The 24,713-nt window shown below is 61.6% G+C and carries 21 protein-coding genes; 13 read left to right on the top strand and 8 right to left on the bottom strand.

The window, feature by feature from the left end; genetic code table 11:
- Positions 1-13 precede the first annotated feature (13 nt).
- From ACMGFE_RS18785 to trmY, 3 genes are all read right to left on the bottom strand, one after another.
- Positions 14-1,945, bottom strand: coding sequence for an ABC transporter substrate-binding protein (locus ACMGFE_RS18785; RefSeq protein ID WP_436926787.1), 1,932 nt, complete (start codon positions 1,943-1,945; stop codon positions 14-16).
- 298 nt (positions 1,946-2,243) lie between these two features.
- Entirely contained in the window at positions 2,244-2,954 is a 711-nt protein-coding gene (locus ACMGFE_RS18780; RefSeq protein WP_436926975.1) for a helix-turn-helix domain-containing protein, read from the bottom strand.
- Between the two features lie 331 nt (positions 2,955-3,285).
- On the bottom strand, positions 3,286-3,882 hold the full coding sequence (gene trmY, locus ACMGFE_RS18775; RefSeq protein ID WP_436926786.1) for a tRNA (pseudouridine(54)-N(1))-methyltransferase TrmY: 597 nt from the start codon (positions 3,880-3,882) through the stop codon (positions 3,286-3,288).
- A gap of 89 nt (positions 3,883-3,971) precedes the next feature.
- Here trmY and ACMGFE_RS18770 point away from each other — a divergent pair, with 89 nt between their 5' ends.
- The 3 genes from ACMGFE_RS18770 to ACMGFE_RS18760 are packed head-to-tail and all read left to right on the top strand — an operon-like array spanning position 3,972 to position 7,462.
- Positions 3,972-4,496, top strand: a complete 525-nt coding sequence (locus ACMGFE_RS18770; RefSeq protein ID WP_436926785.1) for an OB-like fold-containing membrane protein — start codon at positions 3,972-3,974, stop codon at positions 4,494-4,496.
- Entirely contained in the window at positions 4,489-5,019 is a 531-nt protein-coding gene (locus ACMGFE_RS18765; RefSeq protein WP_436926783.1) for a metal-dependent hydrolase, read from the top strand. Before ACMGFE_RS18770 ends, ACMGFE_RS18765 begins: the two co-directional genes overlap by 8 nt.
- A 40-nt stretch (positions 5,020-5,059) precedes the next feature.
- Positions 5,060-7,462: an STT3 domain-containing protein gene (locus ACMGFE_RS18760; RefSeq protein WP_436926782.1), complete on the top strand. Its 2,403-nt coding sequence runs from the start codon at positions 5,060-5,062 to the stop codon at positions 7,460-7,462.
- Positions 7,463-8,515: 1,053 nt separating this feature from the next.
- Here ACMGFE_RS18760 and ACMGFE_RS18755 read toward each other — a convergent pair.
- The 5 genes from ACMGFE_RS18755 to ACMGFE_RS18735 form a co-directional block, all read right to left on the bottom strand.
- Positions 8,516-9,613: a nucleotidyltransferase domain-containing protein gene (locus ACMGFE_RS18755; RefSeq protein ID WP_436926781.1), complete on the bottom strand. Its 1,098-nt coding sequence runs from the start codon at positions 9,611-9,613 to the stop codon at positions 8,516-8,518.
- Positions 9,610-10,035 carry a lasso peptide biosynthesis B2 protein gene (locus ACMGFE_RS18750; RefSeq protein WP_436926780.1) on the bottom strand — a complete coding sequence of 142 codons (426 nt, stop codon included), beginning with the start codon at positions 10,033-10,035 and terminating at the stop codon, positions 9,610-9,612. The genes ACMGFE_RS18755 and ACMGFE_RS18750 overlap by 4 nt, the downstream gene beginning before the upstream one ends.
- Positions 10,032-10,334, bottom strand: a complete 303-nt coding sequence (locus ACMGFE_RS18745; protein ID WP_436926779.1) for a PqqD family protein — start codon at positions 10,332-10,334, stop codon at positions 10,032-10,034. The genes ACMGFE_RS18750 and ACMGFE_RS18745 overlap by 4 nt, the downstream gene beginning before the upstream one ends.
- A gap of 309 nt (positions 10,335-10,643) precedes the next feature.
- Positions 10,644-12,497: an asparagine synthase-related protein gene (locus ACMGFE_RS18740; RefSeq protein ID WP_436926778.1), complete on the bottom strand. Its 1,854-nt coding sequence runs from the start codon at positions 12,495-12,497 to the stop codon at positions 10,644-10,646.
- Between the two features lie 104 nt (positions 12,498-12,601).
- Positions 12,602-13,477, bottom strand: a complete 876-nt coding sequence (locus ACMGFE_RS18735) for a hypothetical protein (RefSeq protein WP_436926777.1) — start codon at positions 13,475-13,477, stop codon at positions 12,602-12,604.
- A 461-nt stretch (positions 13,478-13,938) separates the two neighbouring features.
- Here ACMGFE_RS18735 and ACMGFE_RS18730 point away from each other — a divergent pair, with 461 nt between their 5' ends.
- The 10 genes from ACMGFE_RS18730 to ACMGFE_RS18685 all read left to right on the top strand — a co-directional run bounded on the left by ACMGFE_RS18730 (position 13,939) and on the right by ACMGFE_RS18685 (position 24,713).
- Positions 13,939-15,642, top strand: coding sequence for a dockerin type I domain-containing protein (locus ACMGFE_RS18730; RefSeq protein WP_436926776.1), 1,704 nt, complete (start codon positions 13,939-13,941; stop codon positions 15,640-15,642).
- 64 nt (positions 15,643-15,706) lie between these two features.
- On the top strand, positions 15,707-16,453 hold the full coding sequence (locus tag ACMGFE_RS18725) for a cohesin domain-containing protein (protein WP_436926775.1): 747 nt from the start codon (positions 15,707-15,709) through the stop codon (positions 16,451-16,453).
- Between the two features lie 138 nt (positions 16,454-16,591).
- Positions 16,592-16,819, top strand: a complete 228-nt coding sequence (locus tag ACMGFE_RS18720) for a hypothetical protein (RefSeq protein WP_436926774.1) — start codon at positions 16,592-16,594, stop codon at positions 16,817-16,819.
- A 37-nt stretch (positions 16,820-16,856) separates the two neighbouring features.
- Positions 16,857-17,417, top strand: coding sequence for a metal-dependent hydrolase (locus ACMGFE_RS18715; RefSeq protein ID WP_436926773.1), 561 nt, complete (start codon positions 16,857-16,859; stop codon positions 17,415-17,417).
- Complete coding sequence (locus ACMGFE_RS18710; RefSeq protein ID WP_436926772.1) at positions 17,414-18,523, top strand: glycosyltransferase family 4 protein; 1,110 nt, start codon at positions 17,414-17,416, stop codon at positions 18,521-18,523. Before ACMGFE_RS18715 ends, ACMGFE_RS18710 begins: the two co-directional genes overlap by 4 nt.
- Positions 18,523-19,794 (top strand): glycosyltransferase family 4 protein, encoded by a 1,272-nt coding sequence (locus tag ACMGFE_RS18705; protein ID WP_436926771.1) that lies wholly within the window; start codon positions 18,523-18,525, stop codon positions 19,792-19,794. Before ACMGFE_RS18710 ends, ACMGFE_RS18705 begins: the two co-directional genes overlap by 1 nt.
- Positions 19,791-21,077: a sulfatase gene (locus ACMGFE_RS18700; RefSeq protein WP_436926770.1), complete on the top strand. Its 1,287-nt coding sequence runs from the start codon at positions 19,791-19,793 to the stop codon at positions 21,075-21,077. The genes ACMGFE_RS18705 and ACMGFE_RS18700 overlap by 4 nt, the downstream gene beginning before the upstream one ends.
- Entirely contained in the window at positions 21,074-22,336 is a 1,263-nt protein-coding gene (locus ACMGFE_RS18695) for a sulfatase (RefSeq protein WP_436926769.1), read from the top strand. Before ACMGFE_RS18700 ends, ACMGFE_RS18695 begins: the two co-directional genes overlap by 4 nt.
- Positions 22,333-23,586, top strand: a complete 1,254-nt coding sequence (locus tag ACMGFE_RS18690; RefSeq protein WP_436926768.1) for a sulfatase — start codon at positions 22,333-22,335, stop codon at positions 23,584-23,586. The genes ACMGFE_RS18695 and ACMGFE_RS18690 overlap by 4 nt, the downstream gene beginning before the upstream one ends.
- On the top strand, positions 23,586-24,713 hold the full coding sequence (locus tag ACMGFE_RS18685) for a glycosyltransferase (protein WP_436926767.1): 1,128 nt from the start codon (positions 23,586-23,588) through the stop codon (positions 24,711-24,713). Before ACMGFE_RS18690 ends, ACMGFE_RS18685 begins: the two co-directional genes overlap by 1 nt.

The raw sequence follows: 24,713 nt of genomic DNA, 5'->3' as shown, positions 1-24,713 counted from the left end.
GTGGATGTGCCCGTTACGAGAAGTCGGGCTGGTCGAGGTCGGTGCGGCTGGCGTGACCGTTTTCGACGCGCTCGGCGAAGGCCTCCCAGGCGTCACCCTGGGGCCAGACGAGCATGTCGTCGCCGTTGAACGTGTAGCCCGCCTGCTGGAGCAGCGTCCGGGCCTGGTCGACGTCGTACTCGTAGGGCTCGACCTCGGTGTAGTAGGGGTTCAACAGCGGCGTGATGAGGTTCTGCCCCTCGATGGCCGTTCCACGGCCACCGAGCGTGTTGTCGACGAACCCCTGCTTGTCCACGGCGTGGCTCAGCGCCACGCGGAACGTCTTGTCCCGGAACAGCGGGACGATGTGGTTGAGGTGGACGTCGGTAGGGACGTAGTTCTCCGAGATCTGTTTCTCGACGCCGCTCGAGTTCGCAGCGCGGTCGGCCTGCTGGTTCGAGACCGTCGTCCCGATGGCGTCGATGTCGCCGGACTGCATCGCGCCGATGAGCGTCGAGACGTTGCCGACGTTGGCGTGGACCATCCCGTCGATGCCGTCGCCGGCGACGAAGTACTCCTCGCCGATGAGGTCCCTGCGGATGTCGTCGTCCCACAGCCAGTGGTTCTCGTGTTTCGTGAGCCGGAGCTCCTCGCCCTGCGACCAGCTCTCGAACTTGAACGGGCCGGTGCCGACCGGGTTGTCCGGGTTGTACTGCCCGGGGCTGTCGACGTCGTCCCAGCGGTGTTTCGGGATGATCGCGCTTCGAACCGCTCGCTGGGTGAGGAACGACGCGTCGGGCTGCTTGAGGTTGAACCGGACGCGTCCGCCACCGTTCTCCGAGAGCACCTCGACGCTGTCGATCGGGGTGTAGAACGGCCCCTGCTGGGGCGCCGTGTGCTGTTTGTACTTCTCGACGCTGAACTTGACGTCCTCCGGGGAGAACGGCTCGCCGTCGTGCCAGGTCACGCCCTCACGGAGGTCCATCTCGACGGTCGTGTCGTCGACGACGTCGTGGCCGGTGGCGAGTCCGGGGACGATCTCCAGCTGGGGCGAGGCGTCGTATAGCCCGTCGTAGACGTTGAGCAGGCGCTTCTCCTCCTGGCCACCGCTCGACCAGGGGAGGTTCGTCCCCTGCATCCCGGAGGTGATGCCCTTGACCCACGTCGTCGAATCGCCCGTGGGCTGGAGGTTCACCTGCGTCCAGATGAACGAGTCGCGAGTCGTCCCGTTGCCGGGCGTGGGGACGTACCCCTCCCAGTTGGCGGTGTTCGCGACGTTGATGACGTCCGGGAAGTTCGACGCGATGACGTACGCGTCCTCGCTGAGCTTCTGCTGGATCTCGTGGCAGATCTCCGCGCGCGCTTGCTGGTCGCCGATGGTCTGGGCTTGCTCGTCGAGGAGCTCCGTGATCTCGTCGTTCTTGTAGTTGTAGTAGTTCCCGCCCGTCTGGGGGTGTGCCCGCATCAGGAACGGGTTCGGATCGAGACCGCGCTGTGGGTCCGGCCCGTGGAGGTTCATCACCGCCGGCACGGGGTGGCCGATGTCGGCCCGCCAGAACTCACCGTAGCGAGTGCTCGGCTGGACGTTGACGAGGTTGACCGGCACGCCGACGTCGTTGAACGACTGCTGTATCATCAACGCGTGCTCGCGCATCCACGGCGTCTCCGCCTGCGCGAAGTGAACGGTAAGCTCGGGCAGCGCCTCGCCCTCGACCGCGGTGTACTCGAACTGGACCGCCTCGTCGTTGACGTCGACGCCTTTCGTCTCGACCGGCCACTCCTCCCAGAACTGCGTCTCGATGGAGTTCCCGCCGCCACCGCCGCCGTCACTGCCGTCACTGCCGTCGCCTCCGTCACTGCCGTCGCCTCCGTCGCCGCCGTCGCTTCCGTCGCCGCCGTCGCTTCCGTCACCGTCCCCGTCACCGGCAGTTCCGTCGCCGTTCTGATCGCTTGGGCAACCCGCCATCCCTGCGAGTCCCGCCGCGCCCGCGATCCGAATGAATCGTCGTCGCGATGTCTTCCCTGTCTCGATCTCCATGGGTCTGTCCTGCACCATTGCATCCGTGGCTTTCGATGGTATCTGCCTGAACCTACTCCCGAAGGGGCCCAATGATCATCATCCTTTATTAGGTATCCCCATATCCGGGGGAAGGTGCCACGGGTCAGAACCCGGATAATAACAGCTCCCTCGATAGACAGTCACACGGCCACTGGACGTACCCGCACCGGCACCCGTCGAACGAACGGGACGGGGAAAGACGCGATTACGATCCGTCAGTGTCGCCGGTCGTCGCTTTCTCGGAAACCGAGAAAATCAGGTCGAAGACGTGCTTCTCGGCGAGACGCAGGCGTTCGCTGAGCGTCGACTGGGCGATGTCGAGTTCGGTGGCGATGTCGTCGGCCGACGCCCGTCGCGGCACGTCGAAGTATCCCAGCCGGTGGGCGATCCGGAGGACGGTCAGTTGGTCCTGGGAAAGTTCGTTCCGCAGTACCCGCCCGAGTTGGCCGCTTCCGAGCGCTTCGCCCGTCGTCTCGACCTGGTTCACGCTCAGGAGTTCGAACCGCCCGAACTGTTCCTGGATCCTGTCCGCGAGCGTCCGGAACGACTCCCACTCTTTGACCGTGACGACCCCGTTGGAGTGGCCGTCGTGAACTTCCAGTCGGTTCGGGATCGCCTGTCCCCGCAGTATCACGCCGAGGAGAAACGGATACGGCTCGTGTGCGACGACGGTCAACCGGTAGGTCCGCCGGTCGGCCGACTCGTCCGACACCTCCTCGTGGTGAAACAGATCGACCCGCGAGAGCTGCGCCAACACCGACTCCGGGTCGAACGGACCCCCGGTCGTGACGAGTAGCGACTCGATCCAGTTGCCCTCGTCCGCGTAGAAGGCGTTCTCGAACTCGATACGCCGGACGTCCGGGATCCGGGTCATCAGGTCGCTGACGACGCCCGACGCGGTCGTCTGGAACTCGATGCGGAGAATCTCGGATCACCTGGTCACGCGTCAGCCACGTTACCGCGTCTCGTATATAGTCCTTTATCGAATTCGGAGGTCAGTGTTTCTCTCCGACAGTTTCTGCGAGTCCGGACCGAATCCGCAGTTCACGCCAGCGCTCGGATTTCGCTGTCCAGTCGTGGACGGCGGGGCGTCCAGTCGCGCTCGGTCGAACGCGGGCGTCCAGCCGCGCTCGGTCGAACGCGGGCGTCCAGCCGCGCTCGGTCGAACGCGGGCGTCCAGCCGCGCTCGGTCGAACGCGGGCGTCCAGCCGCGCTCGGTCGAACGCGGGCGTCCTTCGCGGCGATCCTCAGTACCGCTCGAACCCGTCGGTGTCGAGGTAGTTGTGCGCGACAGTGATCGCGTGGTCGGCGTGGAGCCGCTCGGGACCGAGCCGAACGCGCTCGTCGGCCGTCTCGGCCAGGAGGTCGGCCTCGCGCTCCGCGAAGTCGTCGTGGTCCGAGAGCACGAACACGGGGTTCTCGGGGGGTTCGACGTCGACGACGGGGTCGCCGTCCTCGTGGAGCTGGACGACGGTGCCACCGCGGGCGGCGTCGTCGAGCGTCGGTTCGAAGCCGCGGCGGGTGAGCGACACGCCGGGGGAGGTCTCGACGGGCTGGTGACCGATGGCTTCCTCGCGCTCGGCGAGGGCGTTGCGCACGAGCGCGGCCGTCGAACGCTCGTCGGGGTTGAGCCGCCGGAGCGTCCGACCGTCGAACGTGACGGTGAACTCGTCACGCAGGACGAGGTGGACGCGGACGGCCTCGCGGATGTCGTGCGAGAGGAAGAAGGCGGAGGTGACGCAGCGACAGAGGACGTCGAGGCGGCCGGCGCCGCCGGCGATGTCGTCGAGCGCGAAGTCGTCGCTCGTCGGCGCCTCGTGTCCGAGGACGATGAACTGGCGCATAGCCGACCGGACGAGCGATCGGGATAAACCTCCGTCGAAGCCGACGCGAGCGCGAAACCGTTATTCCGGCGGGCGGTCCACACCGGAGCGTGCATCCGCTGGTGAGAGTCGTCGGCGCCGTCGCCCTCCTCGGCGCGGTGGTCGGCCTCGGCGTCCACTACGACGCGACGGAGGGCGAACACGACCCGTATCCCGAGAGCGAGACGCTCGCGACGGACTACGGCGCGCACGTCGGCGAGGAAGCGTTCGTCTCCGGAACCGTCGAGCGCGTCGACGCGGGCGCCGACCGCGCGACTATCAGCGTCGACTCCGACGAGGGCGACGTCCGGATGACGGTCGAGGGATTCACCGAACGCGTCCAGCCGGGTGGGGTCGTGCAGGTCCACGGGACGCTCGAAGCCGACCGAACGATCGATGCGGCGAACGTCGCGGTCGTCAACCCGGCCGGTGGGTCGAAGCGCTACAAGTACGCCGTCTCCGCGGTGGGCGCAGTGCTCGTCCTCGTGGTCTTCTTCGGGGAGTGGCGCGTCGACACCGAGACGCTCGCGTTCGAGACGAGAGCGAAAGACGGATCCGAGACGGGCGGAACGGCCGAGGTGCCCACGGATGGCTGACCTGCTGACGCACGTCCTCGCGGTGTACGTTGTACTGACGGTGGCGAGCTGGAGGGTCGCGGCAGTCACGTCGCGATGGGTCGTCGTCGGGATGTGCGGCAGCGCGATTCCCGACCTGGTGAAGACGCAACTCGTCCTCGACTCGGCAGTCGTCGAGGCGGTGCTCGGCGCTCCGTTCAGCTACGCCCCGGTGAGTACCCTCGGCGGGGTGCTCCTGATCGCCGCGGCGATCGGGCTCGCGTTCGCCCGCCGGCACCGGCGGCGAGCCTACGCGTTCCTGGTCGCGGGCGGCGTCATCTCACTCGTCCTCGACGGTCTCAGGGTCTACGCGACAGGTCGTGCGGGGCCCTGGCTCTACCCGTTCACGTGGTGGCGCCCACCGACGCCGAGCCTCTACGTCACCTCCGATCCGCGAATCCTCGTCCTCGCGATTGCGGTCGCCGGCGTCGTGTTCGCGGTCGACCGGAAACGTGCTGAGGCGGCGACCGGGGGCAATCGGAGACCCACCAATGCGGATCCGTGACCGGAACGGCTTTTTCCAGCGCGAATAGTCGGTTACCCAGATGACCGACGACGGAGCCCTCGACGAGTTCACAGACGACCCCGACCACCGGGCCGCGCTGGAGGCGCTTCTCGAAGTAGACGAGGGTTCCGAGGCGTGGACGTTCGAGGAGTCTCCCGTCGACACCGGGCGGTTCGGCCGCTACGTCGATCGGGGCATCGTCGAGAAAACCGGAGGCGGCTACCGCCTCGCCGATCCCGACGCAGTGAGGCGAGCGGTCGAGAGCGGGGGGACGACGAGTGACGGCGAGACGGAGGCTCAATTCGGACGATCCGATCGTCGGCCGACAGAACGTATCGATCTGACCCGGCTGTCGACGAGCCACGTCCCCGCCGTCGGCGTCGCGCTCGCCGTCGCCGCGCTGTTCGTGTGGACGCGGGCGTACATCTACCCGGAGGTGTTCCGCGGCGGAGACGTCGTGTTGACGGCCAACGACCCGTACGCCTACCGCTTCTATCTCGAGGAGTTGCTCCGTGTCACGGGCGGCCCCCTCGACCTGGGAGTTCTCGTCGACCTCCCGACCGGCGAACCGCTCTTTCTCGCCGTGCTGTGGTGGGCCGCCAGTCTCCTCGGCGGAGACAGCGCGGCCGCCGGGACCGTCCTCGCCTGGTATCCCGTAGTCGCTGCGCTGCTCGCGGGTGCGTTCGTCTACCTCGTCGGGGCGCGGATCCTCGACGACCGCCGCGTCGGCCTCGTGGCCGCCGCCTCGCTCGCCCTGGCGCCGGGGTTCGCGTTCCGGACGTCACTCGGGTTCGGCGACCACCACGCCTTCGACTACGTCTGGCTGCTGGCGACCCTCGGAACACTGCTCTGGGTCGTTGCGCTCGACGCCGACGACCCCTTCGCCCGACCGGCGTCGTGGGCCGCAGGCGCGCTGGGCGTCGCCATCGCGGGCCAGACGCTCGCCTGGGAGGGGAGCCCGCTGATCCTGCTCGCCATCGCGGGGTATCTCGCGGTGAAAGTCCCCCTCGACGTCGTCGACGACCGTCCGCCGCTTCGGGAGAACGCTCTCGTCCTGCTCGCCAGTGCCATCGCGGCCGTGCTCACCCTGGTATTTCACCTGGCGCTGGGGTGGCACTCGATCGACGTCGCCGTCGTCCCGGCACTGTTACTGGTCGGCGGCCTCGGCCTCGCGGCGGCCGGAGAAATCGTCCGTGACAGGGAACTGGGCGTCGAGACGCTCCTCGGACTCGAGGTCGGGGGGCCGCTGGTCGGGCTACTCGCTCTCTTTCTCGTCGTCCCCGGTACCGGCAGCCGATTACTCGGTGGCGTGCGGTTCCTCCTCTTCCGGTCGAACATCGGGGAGAAGGAACCGACGTTCACGCTCGGCCGGGCGCTCGGACTGGAACTGCTCGGCCCGTTCGTTCTGCTCGGACTCCCCGTGATGGTCTGGGGGCTCCGCCGCGCGGCCGCTGGTGACCGACGGTGGCTCGTGTTGAGCGTCTACGGCTGGTGGCTGCTCTTCCTGACCGCGCTGCAGATCCGCTTCGCCGGCCACCTCGCGCCGCTGCTCGCCGTCTTCTCCGGAATTGCCGTCGTCTGGGTCCTCGCCCGCGCCGGCCTGACCGCACTCCCCGTCCCCGTCCAGCGCGCGCAGGCGGAGTCCGGCGACGAGGGCGGATCGAACTCGGAAAGCGACCGAACTCGATGGATCGGCCCCGATTCGCTGACCGTCAGGTCGAGCGTCGCGACGCTGGTGGTCGTCGCGCTGGTGGTCGGCGTCAGCGGCTTCTATCTCCCCGGCGAGGTCGAGGGCGGCCTCGTCGACGACGAGACGTATCACACGGCGGCGTGGACGGGCTCGTACGCTGACGAACGGGACTGGGCCTATCCCGAAAACTACGTGTTCAGCCGGTGGAGCACGAATCGAGTCTTCAACTACTTCGTCAGCGGCGTCTCTCAGAACTATTCGCGGGCTCGGGCCGACTACACGTCGTTTATCTACAACGGATCGACGGCGAGCGCGGCGTGGTACGACCGGCTGCGGAACGACACCGGGTTCGTGGTGATCGAAGCGCTCCCCCGCCATCCCGGCACACTCCAGCACCACCTCTACGTGACCTACGGCAGCCGGTGGGCGGAGGAGGGCTACGACGCCGTCTCGCACTACCGGGCCGTCTTCGCGACGTCGTCGACGCGGAAGAAGGTCTTCACGCTCGTCCCTGGCGCGACCGTCACCGGCACCGCGCCCGCGAACACGACCGTCGAGGCGCGGACGACGGTAGAGATTCCGAACGAATCGTTCATTTATCGGCAGCAAACAACTGCGGCCGCCGACGGACAGTACAATTTCGTCCTGCCGTATCCGGGAACCTTCGAGGTCACAGCGGGCAATGAGACGTGGACTGTCACCGTCGACGAGTCCGCTGTCCAGAACGGCACGCGCGTCGCTGTCGGCGACTGAACACACTGGTTCCCGTCCGCAGTAGCTGCAAGTGATGAGCGCGAAAGCTATGCGCCGCCAGTACTTCGTACCAATAGACTCATAATAACAAATTCAATATATTTGGGTCGACCATACGAATATTTATCACTTTCCCGAGCCGAAGTTTTGCATTCTCAGACGGGACAATAGGCAGTAACGACATTACATTTAAGTCACATATGTTGGTCGCGGTACAACCCCCCAAAGAGAGCCGAAACAGTCGAACAACCCGTTTTCAGACCCCTGTTCGTAGAGAATTAACCTACTCGGAATACCGCTACTAATGGCCAAAACATGAGGTGTGAAAGGAGAGCTACCGCTGCAGACAGCAGATCGTTGTGAGGAAGAACAGCAATCAGTTCGAAACGGCCCGAACGCCGAAAATTCGAGTGCCAGAACTTCCGGGAAAGCACTACGTATCAAAATACTGCCTAATGAATAGTTAGCGGTACAGCGGCGCTTTCCCGGGGTGTTTCCGATAACAAGGAGATCAGTAAGACGAACAGTGACATGGATATATCCGGAAAGACCGGGCATCTACCATGGAAATTAACCCACAGAGCCTCCTTATCGGTCGAATCGCTCTGAATCGACCGATCAGCAGACTTCGAATAGGGAGGTCGTCGCCATCGTAACAGCCTGGCAAATCCGTTCATTCCAGCGGTGAAGTCACCAGGGTGTATGTCCCATTCCGAGCGGTGTTAGTCGGTTTCCACGGGAAAACCCCGATATAGATGGGTTGCAGCTGACGCGAGTGATCTCACGGAGTACACCCCCAAAGAAGAGTGGATATGCCCGGAATTCGAGTCTGTGGAGAACGAGTAAGGATAGATGGATTGCGAACGAAAAAGACGTTATTTCCCGATTCCTATAGACTTTCGTAGTATCTTCCCATATTGATATTTCTGCGAGCATGGGGCAGAGCGATCCCCAAGAGATGATGCCCGAGGCTCGTGTTCGTTCGGGTACTATTTCGCATACGCCCCAGTGATGGGGTCGTCACCCGACGGGAACTACGGAAGTGTGTGGGATTCAGCGGCCGTCTTCGATCGCCCGTCGGCCGAACTTCGCGAGGAGGCGAGCGGGTCTGACGACACGGTAGAGTGGGGCCGCGGCATTAGGGAGTGAGATAGACTGGATATCGTCCTCACTCGGGATCGTCGCGAGACGGGTCACGTACCGAAGCCTGTCCCGCCGACGGGCGAGCGCGTGCCACTGCACCGAGAACTGTTCGCGGTCAGTGGGCGGCGACGCCGTCGACGATACCAGTCGCTCGTCGATCCGCTCCCCGAGGGCGGGGACGACGGGATCAAACGTCGGGTCGAGTACGGAGGGAATGGTGACGCCGAACCGGCGATGTGCAAGCCAGCAAGCGAGTCTAACGTGACGGAGACAGTGAAGTTCCGTAGCATGGTCGCGCACCGCCGCCCAGTCGGCGTGATCGGTAGCGAGAAGCGTTGCGATGTCGTGGATCCAGGCGAGTTTGTACCAGCAGTGTTTGGTCCCGTGGACCGAGAGAATGATGAATCGGTCGATAGGATGGAGTGCTGGGAGAGTATGGCCGCCTACGTCGACAGACACACGTCGGCCCCACAGTTCGTCTCTGGACAGTGACAGCGGAAGGTATCGCGGGAGGATGCTCTGGTGGATGTCGACCGTCGTTTCGTCGTCTTCGAACACGGTCTCGCCCAGCCCGCGCAACCGTTCGACCTCGCGATACCCGTTGGAGCGAAGCACGGCGCGAGCGCGTTCGAAGTCTGCGGGCGCCACGAGCACGTCGATATCGACGTACCGTCGGCTTCCTGGGTCGCCGTGTGCGATCGCGCTCAGCACCGGCCCCTTGTACGGGAGTGCCCGAATCGACTCCGTCCGGAACCCAGAATAGACGGTAGCGAGGGCCGTCGTCAGCCGGAGGCTCCGCATCGTCTGCGACCGGCGCCGCGACTGTGCTCTCGCCTGGATATCGTCGGGTACAGCCGTACAGTCGGCGATCGCAGCCCCGAAGTGGTCGAGTACACCGTGTTTGTCGGCGAGTTCCATGATGCGTTCCCAGTCGACAGAGTCTGGGATTTCGGCCTCGTCGTCACCGGTCGGCGCTGTGAGTCGGCAAAGCGTCTGCAACGCGGTCACACCTGGTCCACCACCCCGAGCGGTTCGAACCGGCCGAGATCAACTTCGTCGCCGACCAGGACACTGCCCTCGCTCTCGACCCAGCTGTGGGCGGAAAACTCGCCGTGATCGGGGTCGCGGTCGACGCCGACATACAGTCTCGCCGGCCGTCCGTAGCGGCGACAGAGCGTCTGGGCGGTAAGGGCACGCTCGAGACAGGTCGTCCCGGGGACCTGCCGACTCGCGACGACGACCGCCCAGTGGATATCCGCTCGGGTCGGGGACGGTCCGTTCGTAGTCGGAACCCACGAGAGGAGCGATGCAACTCGACGGAACGAGATGGTCGCCAGACCGACCCGTCCAACGACGGTGACCGTGAGGGCTGTGAGGAGGAGCCGTCGTCGTCGTGTGGACAGTTCGGCAAACGACCGGAGTGCGCTCATACCCGTTCGACCAGCTCCGTGTCGTACAGGTCGTCGACGAACGACCGAACGTCACCGCGGCACTCCTCGAGAGAGACGTCGAACTCCGAAGCGGTCGCAGTTTCGAGTTCTTCGACTGTCTTTGGTTCGCTCAGTTGCTCCCAGAGGAACGCCCCTACCGAGTTGATCCCATAGTAGATCTCGGCGTCCTCGTCGAGGAGTACGAGTTCGTCGTCCACCTCGGAAACGAGTACGTCCTCGCTCGCGACGAATGTGTGCCCGCCAACGGAGTGTCCATCGTCGCCACCGTTCGAAGTCACAGTACAACGATCAGATCAATCCGGGATAAAAACGGTTCGGCTGGAACAGTGGGTGACGAACGGAAGAATGGCGGATGTTATCAGAGGGGAGAGGGGCGTTGGAAGCCCTCGGGGCGCTCCGGTCCCGCGGACCGCACTGCGCGCTTCGCTCCCTGCGGTCGCTCCAGTGCTTGTGGGTCCGGGGTTCCCGGAGCGCCCTCGCCCTTCCAGTCCGCCAGGGTTTCGGTTGATCGGGCGGTCGAAACGAGTCTACTGCAGGAGTACCGCTCGAATGCTTCGAATGACAGGCCAGGAACAACGGATGTCTGGCTATCGATCGCGGCGTTCATACCAGCGACACAGAACCGCAGGACGCCAGACGTTGGCGAGCGCGTTCGAGTCGTCGCCATCAAGGAACTGTTCAACGTGTGCATGAACTGCGCTCTGATCGAGCCACGGCGGAAACGGTTCGCTGTCGACCGTCTCTCGGAGTGCGTCTCCGTTTTTGTTTCGAAGCGTCTGGTAAAACGCCGTGCCGAGGTTCCCTTTGGTGGTACGGTTTCGGACACGATCGGGTAGTCTGTCTGAGAGTGCGTTGCGGAGGATCCATCGGCGCCAGCCGTCCCGGAACTTCAGGTCGCTCGGGACCCGGAAACAGAACTCCATCAGTCGGCGGTCGAAAAACGGGTATCGGGGTTCGATCCCATACGACGCCGCGAACGTATCCGCGATTTCGCAATTGTGCGCTTCGAGTCCGCCCGGAGCAACTCTCCGATGGTCTGCCCGAGCGGTCGGCTGTCGCGGAGAGAACAGCGTAGCCACGCGTGTCCGGAGGTCAAGCCGCTGTGCGAACGCTTCGTCGACGACAGAAGATCGGCGTTCGAGCGGGTCGCTCGTTGAGAAACATCGACGCCACGCATGCCGGACCGGATCTGGCGCGAGCGGGATCGCGACGTACCGGAAGAGTGCCTCGTGGAGAGACAAGTCGAAACGGCTTGCGTGTGTCGCCAGTTCCCGTGTAAAGGTCAGTGGCCGAGCGTCGAGTACTAATTCAGAGAGCCTACTGGTCCCGTGAGACACCGTCTGATCACCACCGAAACCGTCCAGGAGGACAGACGTACCTGCGTCGTCAGCCGCTCGGTACAACGCCCAGTGAAGATACGCGTTGTTCGCGACGAAGGGGGCGGCAACGCGGTCGAGCATCGCATCCAACGGACCCATTGGCGACAGCGTCTCGCCGTGAACGACGTGTGAATCTAGATCGAACGATTCACGCACAGCATCGATAAATTCGCCTTCGTCCGCCGCCGGGATATCATCGAATCCAAGCGAGAAGGTCGGGAAGGGTCCGTCGCTGAGACGCGCCGCAGTACAGGTAATCGAAGAGGAATCGAGCCCTCCGCTCAACAGTGATCCGATGCCCGTGTTGGAGGGCGTTCGGAGTCGGGTGCGAACGGCCGCCTCGAACCGGCGCTCGAACTCGGAAAGGTATGCCTCCTCGGAACCAAGTTCGATCGTCGGTCCGTCGAGCGACCAGTACTGGCCAGTTTCGAGGGAATCGGTGTCGATCACTGCCCAATGGGCGGGCGCTAATCGGCGAATATCGCGATAGATCGTTTGCGTAGTGTCGTGACACGACCCCACGAGGTAGTCGGCGATCGCGACTTCGTCGAGGTCGGTCGAGGCGAACCCACAATCGAGCAACGGATGCAGTTCGGAAGCGAACGCGAACGTTTCCTCGGTGGTCACGTAGTAGAACGGCTTGACTCCGGCGTGGTCACGTGCGCAGTAGAGCTGTTGAGCGCTAGAGTCCCAGATGGCGAACGCATACGCGCCGACCAAGTGTTTCGGACAGTAATGGCCCCACTCATCGTATGCGGCCAATATCAGGTCGGCGTCTGTAACGACAGGGTCGGCCTCAACGTCAAGTTGGCCCACGAGTTCCGAGCGGTTGTCGATCCGTGCATCTGCCGTCAATAGATACTCATCCGTCGATTCCGGTGTCGCTTCGTGCGCGGCTTCGGGCGTTGTGATAGACCGCTGTTGTCCGATTCCACAGGGGCCGCGAGAGAGCCAGCCAGCGTCGTCGGGCCCTCTGTGATCGATGTCACGCAACAGTATGTCGAGCGACGATGGATCGACACTCGAACCGTCGCGACAGACGATACCGACGATTCCCGACATACAGAGATCTCAGTTCATCTCAACAGCAAATCGGTTGTTAGTCTCACTCCTCACCGAGGTCAGGAGAAGAATCAGCTCAAGTTTTCTGAGCATCGAAGTAGTACTCACAGGGCCGCCTCCAAGTCCTGCCCGAGCTCGGTTAGCGACCCGTGTGAGTGGTCGACTGAGAGCCGTTGGACGGGGCAGTGTTCAGCTAAACGCGCATAGCGATCGAGAGCGGGACCATCGTCTCCAGTCCACTCGGTTACTGTAGAAGAAGCACGCAATCGGGTCGGCCAAGCGTGTTGAACGAGCGTCATCGCGGCCTCGTGTCCGGATATTGGTTCGGTTTCAACGCTGGTAGCAGTAATGGGTTCAAGCAGATTAATCGTGGAGAGTGGAATGGGGTCCGGTTCGAACGCGTCGGACACGTCGTAATAATATTTTCCGCGACCAGTTTCGGGGTTCTGGGCTGGTCCCCCCGGGAACGAGTTGCTGACCCACTGTGGCTCTAGTTTCGATAGCGGAAATCCAGGAATCGCGACTGGCTGTCCTTCTTCAAATCTGACTGCCAGAATATCGTCCGCCACGAATCCATGTCCTCGTTCTATCAGAGCACCTACTGATGTTGACTTTCCTGCCAATTTCGGGCCGATGAAGCCGATGGCTTGACCATTGACCTCGGCGACACTTCCATGAATCGGAAGAAGACCTCGCTGATGACACAGCGTCGCAAGGCAGGTGCCTAATAGAACGTTCCGTAGATCCGCTTCATCAGTATTATCCGCTGGCACATGTGTTATCAAAGAGCCATCTTGGATGAGAAAATCACCAATTTGTGGCCAAGAGAGAGAGACTTGCTGGGAGTCAGAACAGACCTCACTTTGAAGATCATTAGCGGTCTGGATGTGAGCGTCATACCTCCGGAACCGCCTCTTCGTGAGGCCATCTATCCCGATAGTACTTGCGACCTGCAGACCATACAGGTTGTATGATTCCATCACCGGATCATCGTTTAATCATGAGTTTCCACCAGCAAATGAGTCCTCTGCAGCTCCCCCACCACCGTCTGTAAGATCCGAGAACCTTCCGTATCTACGCAGTTCCGGTTCTGTGTATTCCCGATTGGACATATTTTGGATTACTCTAAACACTGTTATGAAAGTTGTGTCTCGAAAAGTAGAATGAGCAGGTGGCAGTACTATTCACAGACCGGGACACGCTTTTTTGTTCTTAAACGCTTCTTGATTAGACTTCCCCTTGGTGTCGCCCAGGTATAGAACCATCAGAGGACAGTAGAATTTCGGGCTCGGCACTCAGAATGAGATCCGGAGTAGTACAGGTTCCACATCTGATAGTACCATCCTCTAACTCGATACGTGCAGATTAACGGTAACATTATTATGTCTATCATACGATTACTTAGGCAGGTGTGAGGATGGGTACGAATGATCCATCTGGTGTGGGTAGCATCGCAATCGTAACGATTCTCGTCCTCTCAGCCTGCGCCCCAGGTGTTGTAGGTGGGGCAGAGCTGGGTAGTGCCGACTTTATCGTTGAAACGCAAGATAGAGTTGATGATGACGGTAACCTCGGCGTAGACGAGAACGAAGATGATGACAACGTCTATGTGAGCATCCAAGCCGCGGTGGACGCAGCACCAAACGGCGCAACGATCAATGTGACTACTGGAGTATATAATGAATCGGTAGTCATTGATAAGCCAAATATCGCGCTTGTCGGGGAAACTGGCGATATCACCGCCGGTGCGGGTAATAGTGCACCGATCTTGGACTCAAACGGAGTAAAAACGACCGCATTCAAATTGACTCCGGCAGCAGATAATGTGGTGATCGAAGGGTTTCAGGTCCAAGAGTACCAGTCCTTCGGCGTCTTCCCGGAGGTTGGGCGAACGAAGTCCATTGAGGGAGTCACAGTCCGCCACAATTCGTTCACCGATCTGACCAATGCGGTCGCCTATCTCAGTAGGGAGGACGGTGCGTTGCTTTCCAACATGACGGCGACGAAGAACGAAATGTCGAACATCGGATATGGAATCAACGTCGTCGGTCGGACAGGGGTATCCGATATTGAGGATATTACAATTGCGGACAACACAATCCAGAACGCGAATTACGACGGTATTCAGGTATTGGCCTTCTCGGATAATGCAACTATCAAAGATGTCGCGATTCAGGACAACACCGTAGATTCGACCGGTCAGGTAGGTATCGAAGTCGAGACGAGTGATATGGACAGTATAGTCCGCTCCGTCACGATCGAAGACAATGACGTAACGGCTGCTAACAGTGGAGTCGGATTGATTTCACGAAGTGGCGGTGAGATCGCGTCTATCGACGTCTTCCACAACGAACTCACGAACAACGAACAGGGCGTATACGTCAATGCAGAAACGACGAGTGCCGTCGCGATACACTACAACGACCTCGGGGGGAACACCAAGTACGGTGTGAATACGTCCGGCAGCGACATACTCTCAGCCGAGAACAACTGGTGGGGGACTGCCGACGGACCAGCCGTCGACTCGAACCCCGACGGCCCGCGCGATCGAGTCTCCGAGAACGTCAGTTACGAACCGTTCCTGACGCGAACGGTCGAGGTCGAGGACGCGAAAGCACCTATCAGCGAGACTGCGACCGTCGACGTGACCGCTGACGCTGCCAACGTTGCGGGCTACGAACTCCGCGTCGAGTTTAACGAGAGTGCACTGGAAGTGACCGACGTCGTCGGTGCGGATCTGGCCGACCCGACGGTGAACGTCGACAACGAGAACGGCGTCGTGACGTTCACGCAGGCCGAAACCCAGGGTATCGACAAGCCAACACTTGCGCGCATCAAGTTCAACGTGACCGCCGCGGGCGAGTCGAACGTCACCGTCGACAGCAGCGAGTCGGCGCTGTTCGACGAGGACGCGGCGTCGATCTCCTCGCTCTCCTACGAGAAGGGCGTCGTCGTGAACGACGAACCAGGGGACGGAGACGTGAACGGCGACGGGCAGATCAACGCCGGTGACGTGGTCTTGCTCCAGCGCTACATCGTCGGCGACGACGTGAGTATCGACGAGGAAGCAGCAGACGTCGACGGCGACGGCGACATCGACGCCGGTGACGTCCTGCTCGTCCAGCAGCGGATCGTCGACGGCTAACGCCTCGGCGTCTCTCTCACCGATCCCCAAAGCTTGAAGCCACGTTAACAGGTTGTCCATGACGATGATACTGTCGTCCCGAACGACTGCCCTCCTGTTCGTCGCGATAGCCGGACTGCTCTGTGTCGGTGCGGTCGGTTCAGTCGCGGGTAGTACTCAAGAAGCGACGAATATCTCGGTCGGGTCCGCGAGCGGCGTCTCGGGCACGAACGCGACGGTCGCCCTGCAGGCGCGTACCGACGGCGTCTCGGGATACGAGGCGAGCATCACCTACGATCCGTCGGTCGTCCGCGTCGTCTCGATTAGCGGCGCCGACTTCTCGGAGCCGATCGTTAATATCGATCAAGAGGCGGGACGAGTCAACCTCACCCAGGTTTCGGTCGAAAGCGTCGACGATCCGACGCTGGCTCGTATCACGCTTCAGCTCGTCGGTGATCCGTCAGATTCGACCGCGCTCAAGCTCGATCATAGTGCGACCGTCCTCTTCGACGAGAACTCGGAGGAGATCCGTATCGACGCCTACGAAGCGGGGTCAGTTGCCATCGAGCAGTCCGGCACGGCGACAGGGACCGACGAAGCGGCGCCGACTACGGCGGCAGGTACCTCGACGGCGCCAGCGTCGGAGCAGGCACCGACCGCGGGGTCGGGGAGTGAGAATCGTGAGACTGCATCCGGCAAATCATCACCCCTGGCAGGCGTCCTCGACAGTTCGTTCCTCCTGGGGGCGGGGTTCGTCATCCTCATCGTGGTAGCCGCTGGAACGGGGTACTTCCTCGGGAACCGAAACTCGGGCGGCCGAAGTAACTGGTAGCGGACAGTGGTCTAGATTTCTCGCTCCGGACCAGGACTGGCACTGCCGAGGTACGTGCGGTCGGATCGGACTCGAAACTGCGTGAAGGGAAAGCATTATGTGCGTTTACGATATCTTCCTTGACACATTGGGGACAGTATGAGTCAGCAACAGAGACAGTCGGTGGAACTCCCGAGTCGGATCGTCGACCGAGTCGAGGATCGCCTCCCTCGGACCGAGTTCGATTCGTCCGCGGAGTACATCACCTACGTGATGGAGGAGGTGCTCTACCGCGTCGAGCAAGAGACCGAGGACGACGACTTCGAGGATGTCGACGAGGACGAGGTCAAAGACCGCCTCAAGTCGCTCGGCTATCTCGACGAATAATACACCAGATGGAGTGGGTACAGGGTGGGAGCGAGGCGTGGATCTGCTGACACACCTCTTTCTCCCGCTGACGGTCGCGTTCGTGCTTCGCCCGGAGTTGTTCAACCATCCAGCAACCTTCGGGATCGCCGGCTTCGGGGTGCTATCGGACTTCGATAAGTTCCTCGGTCAGCCAGGACTGCTCCACTCGCTCGTTACCATCGTGCCGATCTGTGTCGTAATCCTCGCGATCGAACGATGGTACCGGGAGGAGTGGCGGTACGCACCGGTCCTCTCCGCCATCATTGGCAGCCACCTCGTGCTTGACCTCATCGACGGCGGGCCTGTTCCGTTGCTGTATCCGTTCGTCGAGCGTGGATTGGGGCTCCAGTACCCGGCGCAGACGGTCTTCGGTCGCGGACCGATCGGCCTCTCGATCGAGGGACAGATCATGACCACACGAATGGCCGCACCACGACCGGGATACAACGCCTACGGCTTCCTCACCGGCGAGGGAATCGCCTGGGCGCTAGTGTTCGTGATCGTGTTCGTCGGGCTTCGGCGACAGGGCAGGCGCGGCGCGGATACGACGAGAGCAGACGGAGGTGAGGAGCTATGAGGATCGGGTTCGTGTATGACGCCGTTTACCCTTGGGAAACGGGTGGCGTCCAGAAGCGTATCTGGGAAGTTGCTCGCCGACTCGCCGGGCGTCACGACGTCCACTGGTACGGGCTTCACTACTGGGACGGGCCCGTGGTCGTGGAACGTGAGGGCGTCACCCTGCACGGAGTCTGCGAGGCGACTGACCTCTACGTCGACGGCCGTCGGAAGATCTCGGAAGCGCTCTCCTTTGCGGCACAAGTCCTCCCCGAGTTGCTGCGTGCTGACCTCGACGTGATCGACTGCCAGGCGTTCCCGTACTTCCCGGGCTTTCCGAGTCGGCTCTCGGCGTCGCTCCGGGGCGGTACGCTCTGTGTTACCTGGCACGAAGTCTGGGACGACTACTGGTACGACTACCTCGGACGGAAGGGCGTGTTCGGGAAAGCTATCGAGAAATTGCTCGGACACACCGCCCATACGAACGTCGCCGTCTCGGAACGGACCCGACGCGATCTGGAAGGGCGAGGCGCACGATGTGACCATCTCGTTCCCAACGGAATCGACCGCCAGGAAATCGACGCGGTGCCGTCAGCGGACGAGTCGGTTGACCTCCTGTTCGCCGGCCGATTCATCCCCGAAAAGAACCCGATGCTCGTCGTCGAGACGGTCAACAGGCTTCGGCGGGAGCGGCCCGACATTCAGTGCTGGATGGTCGGTGAAGGGCCGGAGCATTCGCGGGTCGAAGCGGCCGTCGAGTCACGTGGGCTCAGTTCGAATATCGAACTCCCTGGCTTCCTCGACGAGTACGAAGACGTGCTCGGCCTGATGAAAGCGGCAGACGCCTTCATCCTCCCATCTCGCCGTGAAGGGTTCGGTATCACCGTCCTCGAAGCGCTGGCCTGTGGGACACCGGTCGTAACTCTCCGTCACCCGCAAAACGCCGCGATGGAGTTAGTTACCGACGGAGAGACCGGCCGGATCGTCGATGCCGACCCCGACGCGCTGGCGACGGCGGTCCGCGAGGTCCGATCGGTCCCGGCCGACGCCTGTATCGAGAGCACCGCGGCCTACGAGTGGGACGCGATCGCCGAGCGGTCCGAAGCCGTCTACAGAGAGGTGATCTAATGCACGTCGTTCACCTTTACGACGGCCACGAGCAGGTCTACGAGGGTCGCGGGTCGGTCCCGGGCGTCGTCTGGCACCTGGCCCGGGAGACGGCCGCGGCGGGCCACGACGTGACCGTAATGGAACGGCAGTGGGACGGCCTCGACGCATTCGCGACTAGCGAGGGCGTGGACTTCGAACGATTGGACCTGCGGACGGGCGCGGACGAACCGTGGACGCGCGTCCCCTACGAGCAGGTCACCTCCCCTATCGGGGTCGGCCAGCTCGTTACCGACCGGGCAAACTTTGCGCTGCAGGCGCTCCGGCGTCTTCGCGGACGATCGTTCGACGTGTTGCACGTCCACCTGCCGTTCGCGGCGTCCGTGGTGTTGACCATCGCGCCGGGCCTTCGAGACAGGACCGTCTATACGGCGCATCTCGGCGAGTTGCGCCTAGACGCACTGACCGACGACCAGCGCGGTGGCGACGACGGGTCCGGCGAGAGCGGCCTTGATACGCCGGCGATCCTCTCTGCAGCCTCGCCGGACATCTATCTCGCCAAACGTGCGGCCCACACGACCGTCCTTAACGGGACAATCGCTGACGCGTTCGCGGAGCGGGGCGTGGACAGCGAGACGGTGTCCGTCCTCCCGAACGGTGTGAACCTCGACCGATTCACGAACGTTTCGTCGAACGAGATCGAACGCGTTCGTTCGGCCTACGACTTCGGCACCAAGCCGACGCTGTTGTTCCTTGGGACGGTCATGCCGCGAAAGGGTGTCGTCGACCTCGTTCAAGCGGCCGGATCGCTCGTCGATGGGGACGGCGAGGCGCCGTTCGACCTGATCGTCGCTGGTGAAGACGATCTGGACGGCGAGTATACCGCAGAAGTCCGTGAGACGGCGCGCGAGGTCGGTATCGAGGACGCTGTCTCGTTCCCGGGGTTCGTCCCCGCCGAGGACTTGCCCGCGCTCTACGCGGCCGCAGACCTGTTCGTCATGCCCTCGCGGGAGGAAGGGTTCGGGATGACCGTCGTCGAGGCGATGGCGACCGGGACGCCGGTGGTCGGGACGTCGGTCGGCGCGATCCCGGACATCGTCGACGAGGGGATTCACGGCTACGTCGTGGATCCAGGTTTGCCCGACGAGCTGGTGGCAGCGATCGACAGAGCGCTCGCAACGATCTGCGGTTCCGACAGCGTTATGACAGCTACACGAGAACGTGCAGAGGACTACTCGTGGGAATCGGTGGGCGAGCAGTGTCAGGCGGTCTACGATGAGGTGAGAGAGTGAGTCGAAACATCGTACTGATAACATACGACAGTCTCCGGGCGGACCACTGTGGGTTCATGGGCTACGACCGAGAGACGACGCCAACACTGGACGCGATGGCCGAGGACGGCGTCGTCTTCGAGAATGCGGTTGCCTCGGGCGTCCCGACGATTGCCTCGATGACCGCGGTGATGACTGGCCACCACTCGCTGGCGAGTCCGGAGATCGGCTTCAACAATCAACAGCGCGAGCAGGTCACGTCCCGACCGACAATAGCCGAGGTCCTCTCGAAAGCTGGCTACAGCACGGGCGCGCTCTCGCCGAACCCGCCCGCGTCGAGTTACTTCGGCTTCGACGATGGCTTCGACTGGTTCGAGGACTTTCTGGCCGAGGATTCCGGCGTCGTCGAGCGGGCGTGGAACCGGATCTTTCAGAGTTCCATCGAGGGCGGCGGCCTCTCGACGTACCTCCGACTGTTCAAGAACGTTATCACCAAAGACGAAATCCTGCGTCCGTGGGCTGACTTCTACGAGGAGATCATGGCGTGGCGTGAGCGGGTCGAAGAGCCGTACTTCCTGTGGGTGCTGTTGTTGGAACCCCACCACCCGTGGATGCCCCCCGCGGACTTCCAAGAGTGGAGTTCGCGTTCGGACAAGTATCGAGCGTTTCGGCAATACTACGAGATGTTCACCAATGGGTGGACGCCGGAGTTCGACAATGAAGAGCACGACCGGTTGGTGAACCTCTACGACGACTCGACCCGGTATGGGGACGCGTTTCTAGAGCGATTACAATCGGATCTGGCCGACGACGATCCGGCGTTCGTCGTCCATGCAGACCACGGCGAGGAGTTCGGCGAGCACGGTCGGTACGGCCACCAGCCCGTGTTGACCGAGGAGTTGATTCACGTTCCGTTGGTGCTCGGGAACGTCGACGGTCCGGACGCGGTAGCCGAGCCCGTCGAGTTACGCCAGATCGCGCCGACGGTGACAGACATCGCCGGTGTGGAAGACCCGTATACAGTTCCGTCACTGCTTGGTGAGCAGCGGCCCTGGGTCACCTCGAAGGTGTTCGCCGGTGGCGAGCGCCAGGCGGCGGTGCGAACGCGGTCGGGCAAGTACGTCGACGACGCGGACGGTGAGGCGCTGTACGACCTCGATTTGGCGGCCGGCGAACAGGAGAATCGGGTCGTGGAGTCGTCCGAGGCCCGGTCGACGTTCAGCGACGCGCTCGCGCGCCACGTCGCGACCGAACAGGAGAAACGTGCTGTGCGGGCGGCCACCAACGAGGTGAGCGACCTGTGAGCGACGAGCGACCGAACATCGTGCTGGTGACGGTGGACAGCCTTCGAGCGGACCACTGCGGGTTCCACGGTTACGAGAATGACACGACGCCGACGCTGGATGCGATGGCGGACGACGGGCTGGTCTTCGAGAACGCGATCGCGCCCGGGCCAGCCACGCCGGAGTCAATGCCCGTCATCTTCACCGGAGAGTGGCCAGTCGACCGCGGGAGCGAGGCGGATTCGAAACTCGCCGCGCGTCGCGAACGAATCAACGCCCACATGCAGGCCCGGCAGACGCTCCCCGAGCGGATGCGGGAGTTGGGTTATTCGACGGCTGCCTTCACGCCGAACCCGTTCACGTCGCGTCACTTCGGGTTCGACCAGGGGTTCGATCACTTCGAGGATTTCATGGACGAGTCCAACCGCGGGCGCCTCTACCAGACGGTCTTCAACGGGTTCCTCGAGGAGAGCAGTGTCTCGTCGATGGCTCGCGTGTTTATGAACTTCTGGCAGCGCGAAGAGGTGTTCAAGCCCTGGGAGTCGTACTATGACGACATGGTCGAAAGGGCGAACGGGGCGGACGAGCCGTACTTCCTCTGGGTGTTCCTGATGGACGCCCACAACCCCTACATCTCGAGTTCGGAGCACCGGAGTCAGTCGCGGCTCTCGGAGTTCCACGCCAACTTCGAGTTCTGGCGCCAGAGTCACGAGACGCCCTTCTCCGACGAGATGCACGAGAAGCTGGTGACGGCCTACGACGACTCGGTCCGGTACTCGGATGCGTTCCTCAAGGAATTGCGGGCGGGCCTGCCGGAGGGGACCGTGGTCGCCGTCCACGGCGACCACGGCGAGGCGTTCGGCGAACACGGCACCTACGGGCACGAACCGTATCTGTACCGTGAGAACACGCACGTTCCGCTCGTGATCGAAGGAGACGATTTGTCGTCAAAGAAGGTCAGTGAGCCAGTCTCACTGAGAATGGTACCAACTGTTCTCGAAAGCATAGCGACTCACACAAAGCATTATCAGCAGGGCGTTGCGTTCACTAGAACTAAACAAGGAAGTCATGAGGCCGTGTATGGACCGAACGGAGCCGTTCTGTCCGAACCAGGGGAGGAATCAGAGTTGACATTCCACTGGGAAGACGGCAACACCGTACTCACGGACGCGGAGAGTGTTCGCCTGTCGAAATATTTTGAGCGGTGGGATAGTCACTTCGAAGAACGCGATCAAGTGTCACGTGCGGCACAGAATATCGTTGAGGAGTCACAGTTATGAGTCAGAACGTGATTCTGGTCACGATCGATAGCCTCCGGGCGGACCACTGCGGGTTCATGGGGTACGACCGGGATACGACGCCGACGTTGGACGCAATGGCTGACGACGGGATGGTGTTTAAGAACGCGATTGCTCCGGGACCACGGACACCCGAATCGCTGCCCGCGATGTTCACGGGGAGATATCCCGATTACGAGGGAGAAGACGGAGATACGACCAATAACACCCAGGATAGGATTCAAAGACTGCTTTCGTCAAGCGTTAGCATCCCTGAACGGTTCAAATCGATGGGGTACGAAACAGCCGCGTTTACACCGAACCCGTGGACATCGCGATACTTCGGATTCGACCAGGGATTCGATCACTTTGAGGATTTCATGTCTGACGATCGCTCTCAGAGTATTTGGGAGCGAATGGTCCGGGGTGGTGGGTCAACAGCGCTAGTCGCCACGAGGCTGTTATTGAGTTGGTTACAGCGTGAAAATACATTCAAACCCTGGCGGTCGTTCGCGGACGATATAGAAAGGTGGGCCACACAGGCTGATGAACCGTATTTCCTATGGATATTCCTGTTAGACGTACATTTCCCATATCTCCCAGAGTCTGAGTACCGGACGCAATCACGCTGGCGAACGTACGAAGCCAACCTCAGACTTTACGCGGAGCCACAAGATGAGCCCTATTCGTCACGGGTCCACGACCAGCTCGTTACTGGCTATGACGATGCGATTTGCTATACTGACAATTGTTTACGATGGCTCAAAGACCATCTAGGAGGGTCAAATACTTCGTTCGTTGTGACGGCCGATCATGGTGAAGGGTTTGGAGACCACGGAACGTACGGCCATCACGACCAGTTGTATCAGGAAAATATTCATGTTCCATTCGTGGTCACGGGAGGACCGTCAGCATCCATAGAGAGCCCACTGACGCTTCGGAAGTTACCACGACTGCTGACTAGCGTCGCGAGAGAAGAATGGAACGCAGTCGAAAACAGTGTTGAGCCTATTGTCGGGACGAAGACGACGGACGAATCAATTGAGGCTGTTCGCGGTACAGACTGGAAATACATTGACAAGGGAGGCGATGGTGAATTGTACACTATTACCGGAAATACTGAGACACAGATCGACGATACGGACCTCCGGAGCGACGCGGCTGACACCCTAGCCGGTTGGCGAGAGCGGAACGCAGAACGCGACCGTGTGGAAACCGCGACGAACCAGGCCGTGAAGGAGACTGAAATCTAATGCGAATTGTCGTCGCTCACGGTGGGGATTTGAGTACTCCGAGCGGAGGAACCAACCGTGTCTCTGCGTTTGCGGCCGGACTACGGGATGAAGGACACGATGTGACCGTCGTAGTCCCGGATCCGGAAGGAGAACTTCCCAAGAGACTTGGTGATGTTCGAATATCTACAGTTCAGGCTTCAACCGGAAGTGTCACGAGTCAACCGCGTAGAGCATACAAGATCGCGCGGAGAGCGAAGCGAGAAGCTGCTGAACAAGACGCGGTGCTGCAGTTCGAGCACTCCACACTCGCTGGCGTCGGGTCGTTGATCGGCTGTTCTGATTATATTCTTGATATGCACGACCTTGCGTTCCCATCACCATTGTACGCGGAACAACCGTTCGGAACGGTATTACAGCGTGCTGTTCGCTGGATCGAGGGAAGGGGCGTACGAGACGCTGGCCGAATCGTTACAGTTTCGTCACAGATGGCTACGCTGGCCAGCGAAGAGTGGGGGATACCGGAAGAGCGGTTCGAGGTGATTCCGAACGGATACTTTCAGGATACCGTGAAGAACGTAGATCCGGATTACTCGAATGGGACTCGCGTAGCGTTCCTCGGAACGCTACACCCGAAGCTTGACGTGATGTCGTTCGTCGATATCGCACGACTTCCGGAGGTGGACGAAGTGGCAGTGATCGGTGACGGAGCGAAGCGGAACCGTCTCAAAGTGGCGAAACGGGACCACGAACTCGATTCGCTCAGTCTCTACGGCCGGTTGCCCGGAATGGACGCGTACGACATTATCGCCGGGTCGACACTCGCGATCAACCCGCAACACGAGTCACCGCTGCAGCGGGCATCGTCACCGGTTAAACTGTATTATTACGCTGCGCTCGGCGTTCCGATGGTTATCTCTGAGGGACCCGACGTGGCTGACGAATTAAACGACGTGGGTGCTGCGACTGTCGTACCACACTCGGAGTCATTCCACGAATCCGTTCGTGAAGTGGTGACGAGTGAATCGACCATAGAAGAGATGTCAGCGAGCGCCCGCACGGCCGCTCAGGGATGGACCTGGACAGAACGTTCCAAGGATCTAGCAGCGTTGTACGATGAAAGAACCGGTCATCGGAGTTTTAACTGA

The organism is Halosimplex amylolyticum, from assembly GCF_051414035.1.
Classification (GTDB): domain Archaea; phylum Halobacteriota; class Halobacteria; order Halobacteriales; family Haloarculaceae; genus Halosimplex; species Halosimplex amylolyticum.
This window is presented reverse-complemented; position numbering and strand designations above follow the sequence as displayed.

Bases quoted from the DNA above. Each gene is read 5' to 3' on its own strand.
- ACMGFE_RS18760 (WP_436926782.1), top strand. From the start codon at position 5,060: ATGACCGACGACGGAGCCCTCGACGAGTTCACAGACGACCCCGACCAC.
- ACMGFE_RS18765 (WP_436926783.1), top strand. From the start codon at position 4,489: ATGGCTGACCTGCTGACGCACGTCCTCGCGGTGTACGTTGTACTGACG.
- ACMGFE_RS18735 (WP_436926777.1), bottom strand. From the start codon at position 13,477: ATGGAATCATACAACCTGTATGGTCTGCAGGTCGCAAGTACTATCGGG.
- trmY (WP_436926786.1), bottom strand. From the start codon at position 3,882: ATGCGCCAGTTCATCGTCCTCGGACACGAGGCGCCGACGAGCGACGAC.
- ACMGFE_RS18710 (WP_436926772.1), top strand. From the start codon at position 17,414: ATGAGGATCGGGTTCGTGTATGACGCCGTTTACCCTTGGGAAACGGGT.
- ACMGFE_RS18785 (WP_436926787.1), bottom strand. From the start codon at position 1,945: ATGGCGGGTTGCCCAAGCGATCAGAACGGCGACGGAACTGCCGGTGAC.
- ACMGFE_RS18740 (WP_436926778.1), bottom strand. From the start codon at position 12,497: ATGTCGGGAATCGTCGGTATCGTCTGTCGCGACGGTTCGAGTGTCGAT.
- ACMGFE_RS18750 (WP_436926780.1), bottom strand. From the start codon at position 10,035: ATGAGCGCACTCCGGTCGTTTGCCGAACTGTCCACACGACGACGACGG.
- ACMGFE_RS18690 (WP_436926768.1), top strand. From the start codon at position 22,333: ATGAGTCAGAACGTGATTCTGGTCACGATCGATAGCCTCCGGGCGGAC.
- ACMGFE_RS18705 (WP_436926771.1), top strand. From the start codon at position 18,523: ATGCACGTCGTTCACCTTTACGACGGCCACGAGCAGGTCTACGAGGGT.
- ACMGFE_RS18685 (WP_436926767.1), top strand. From the start codon at position 23,586: ATGCGAATTGTCGTCGCTCACGGTGGGGATTTGAGTACTCCGAGCGGA.
- ACMGFE_RS18720 (WP_436926774.1), top strand. From the start codon at position 16,592: ATGAGTCAGCAACAGAGACAGTCGGTGGAACTCCCGAGTCGGATCGTC.
- ACMGFE_RS18725 (WP_436926775.1), top strand. From the start codon at position 15,707: ATGATACTGTCGTCCCGAACGACTGCCCTCCTGTTCGTCGCGATAGCC.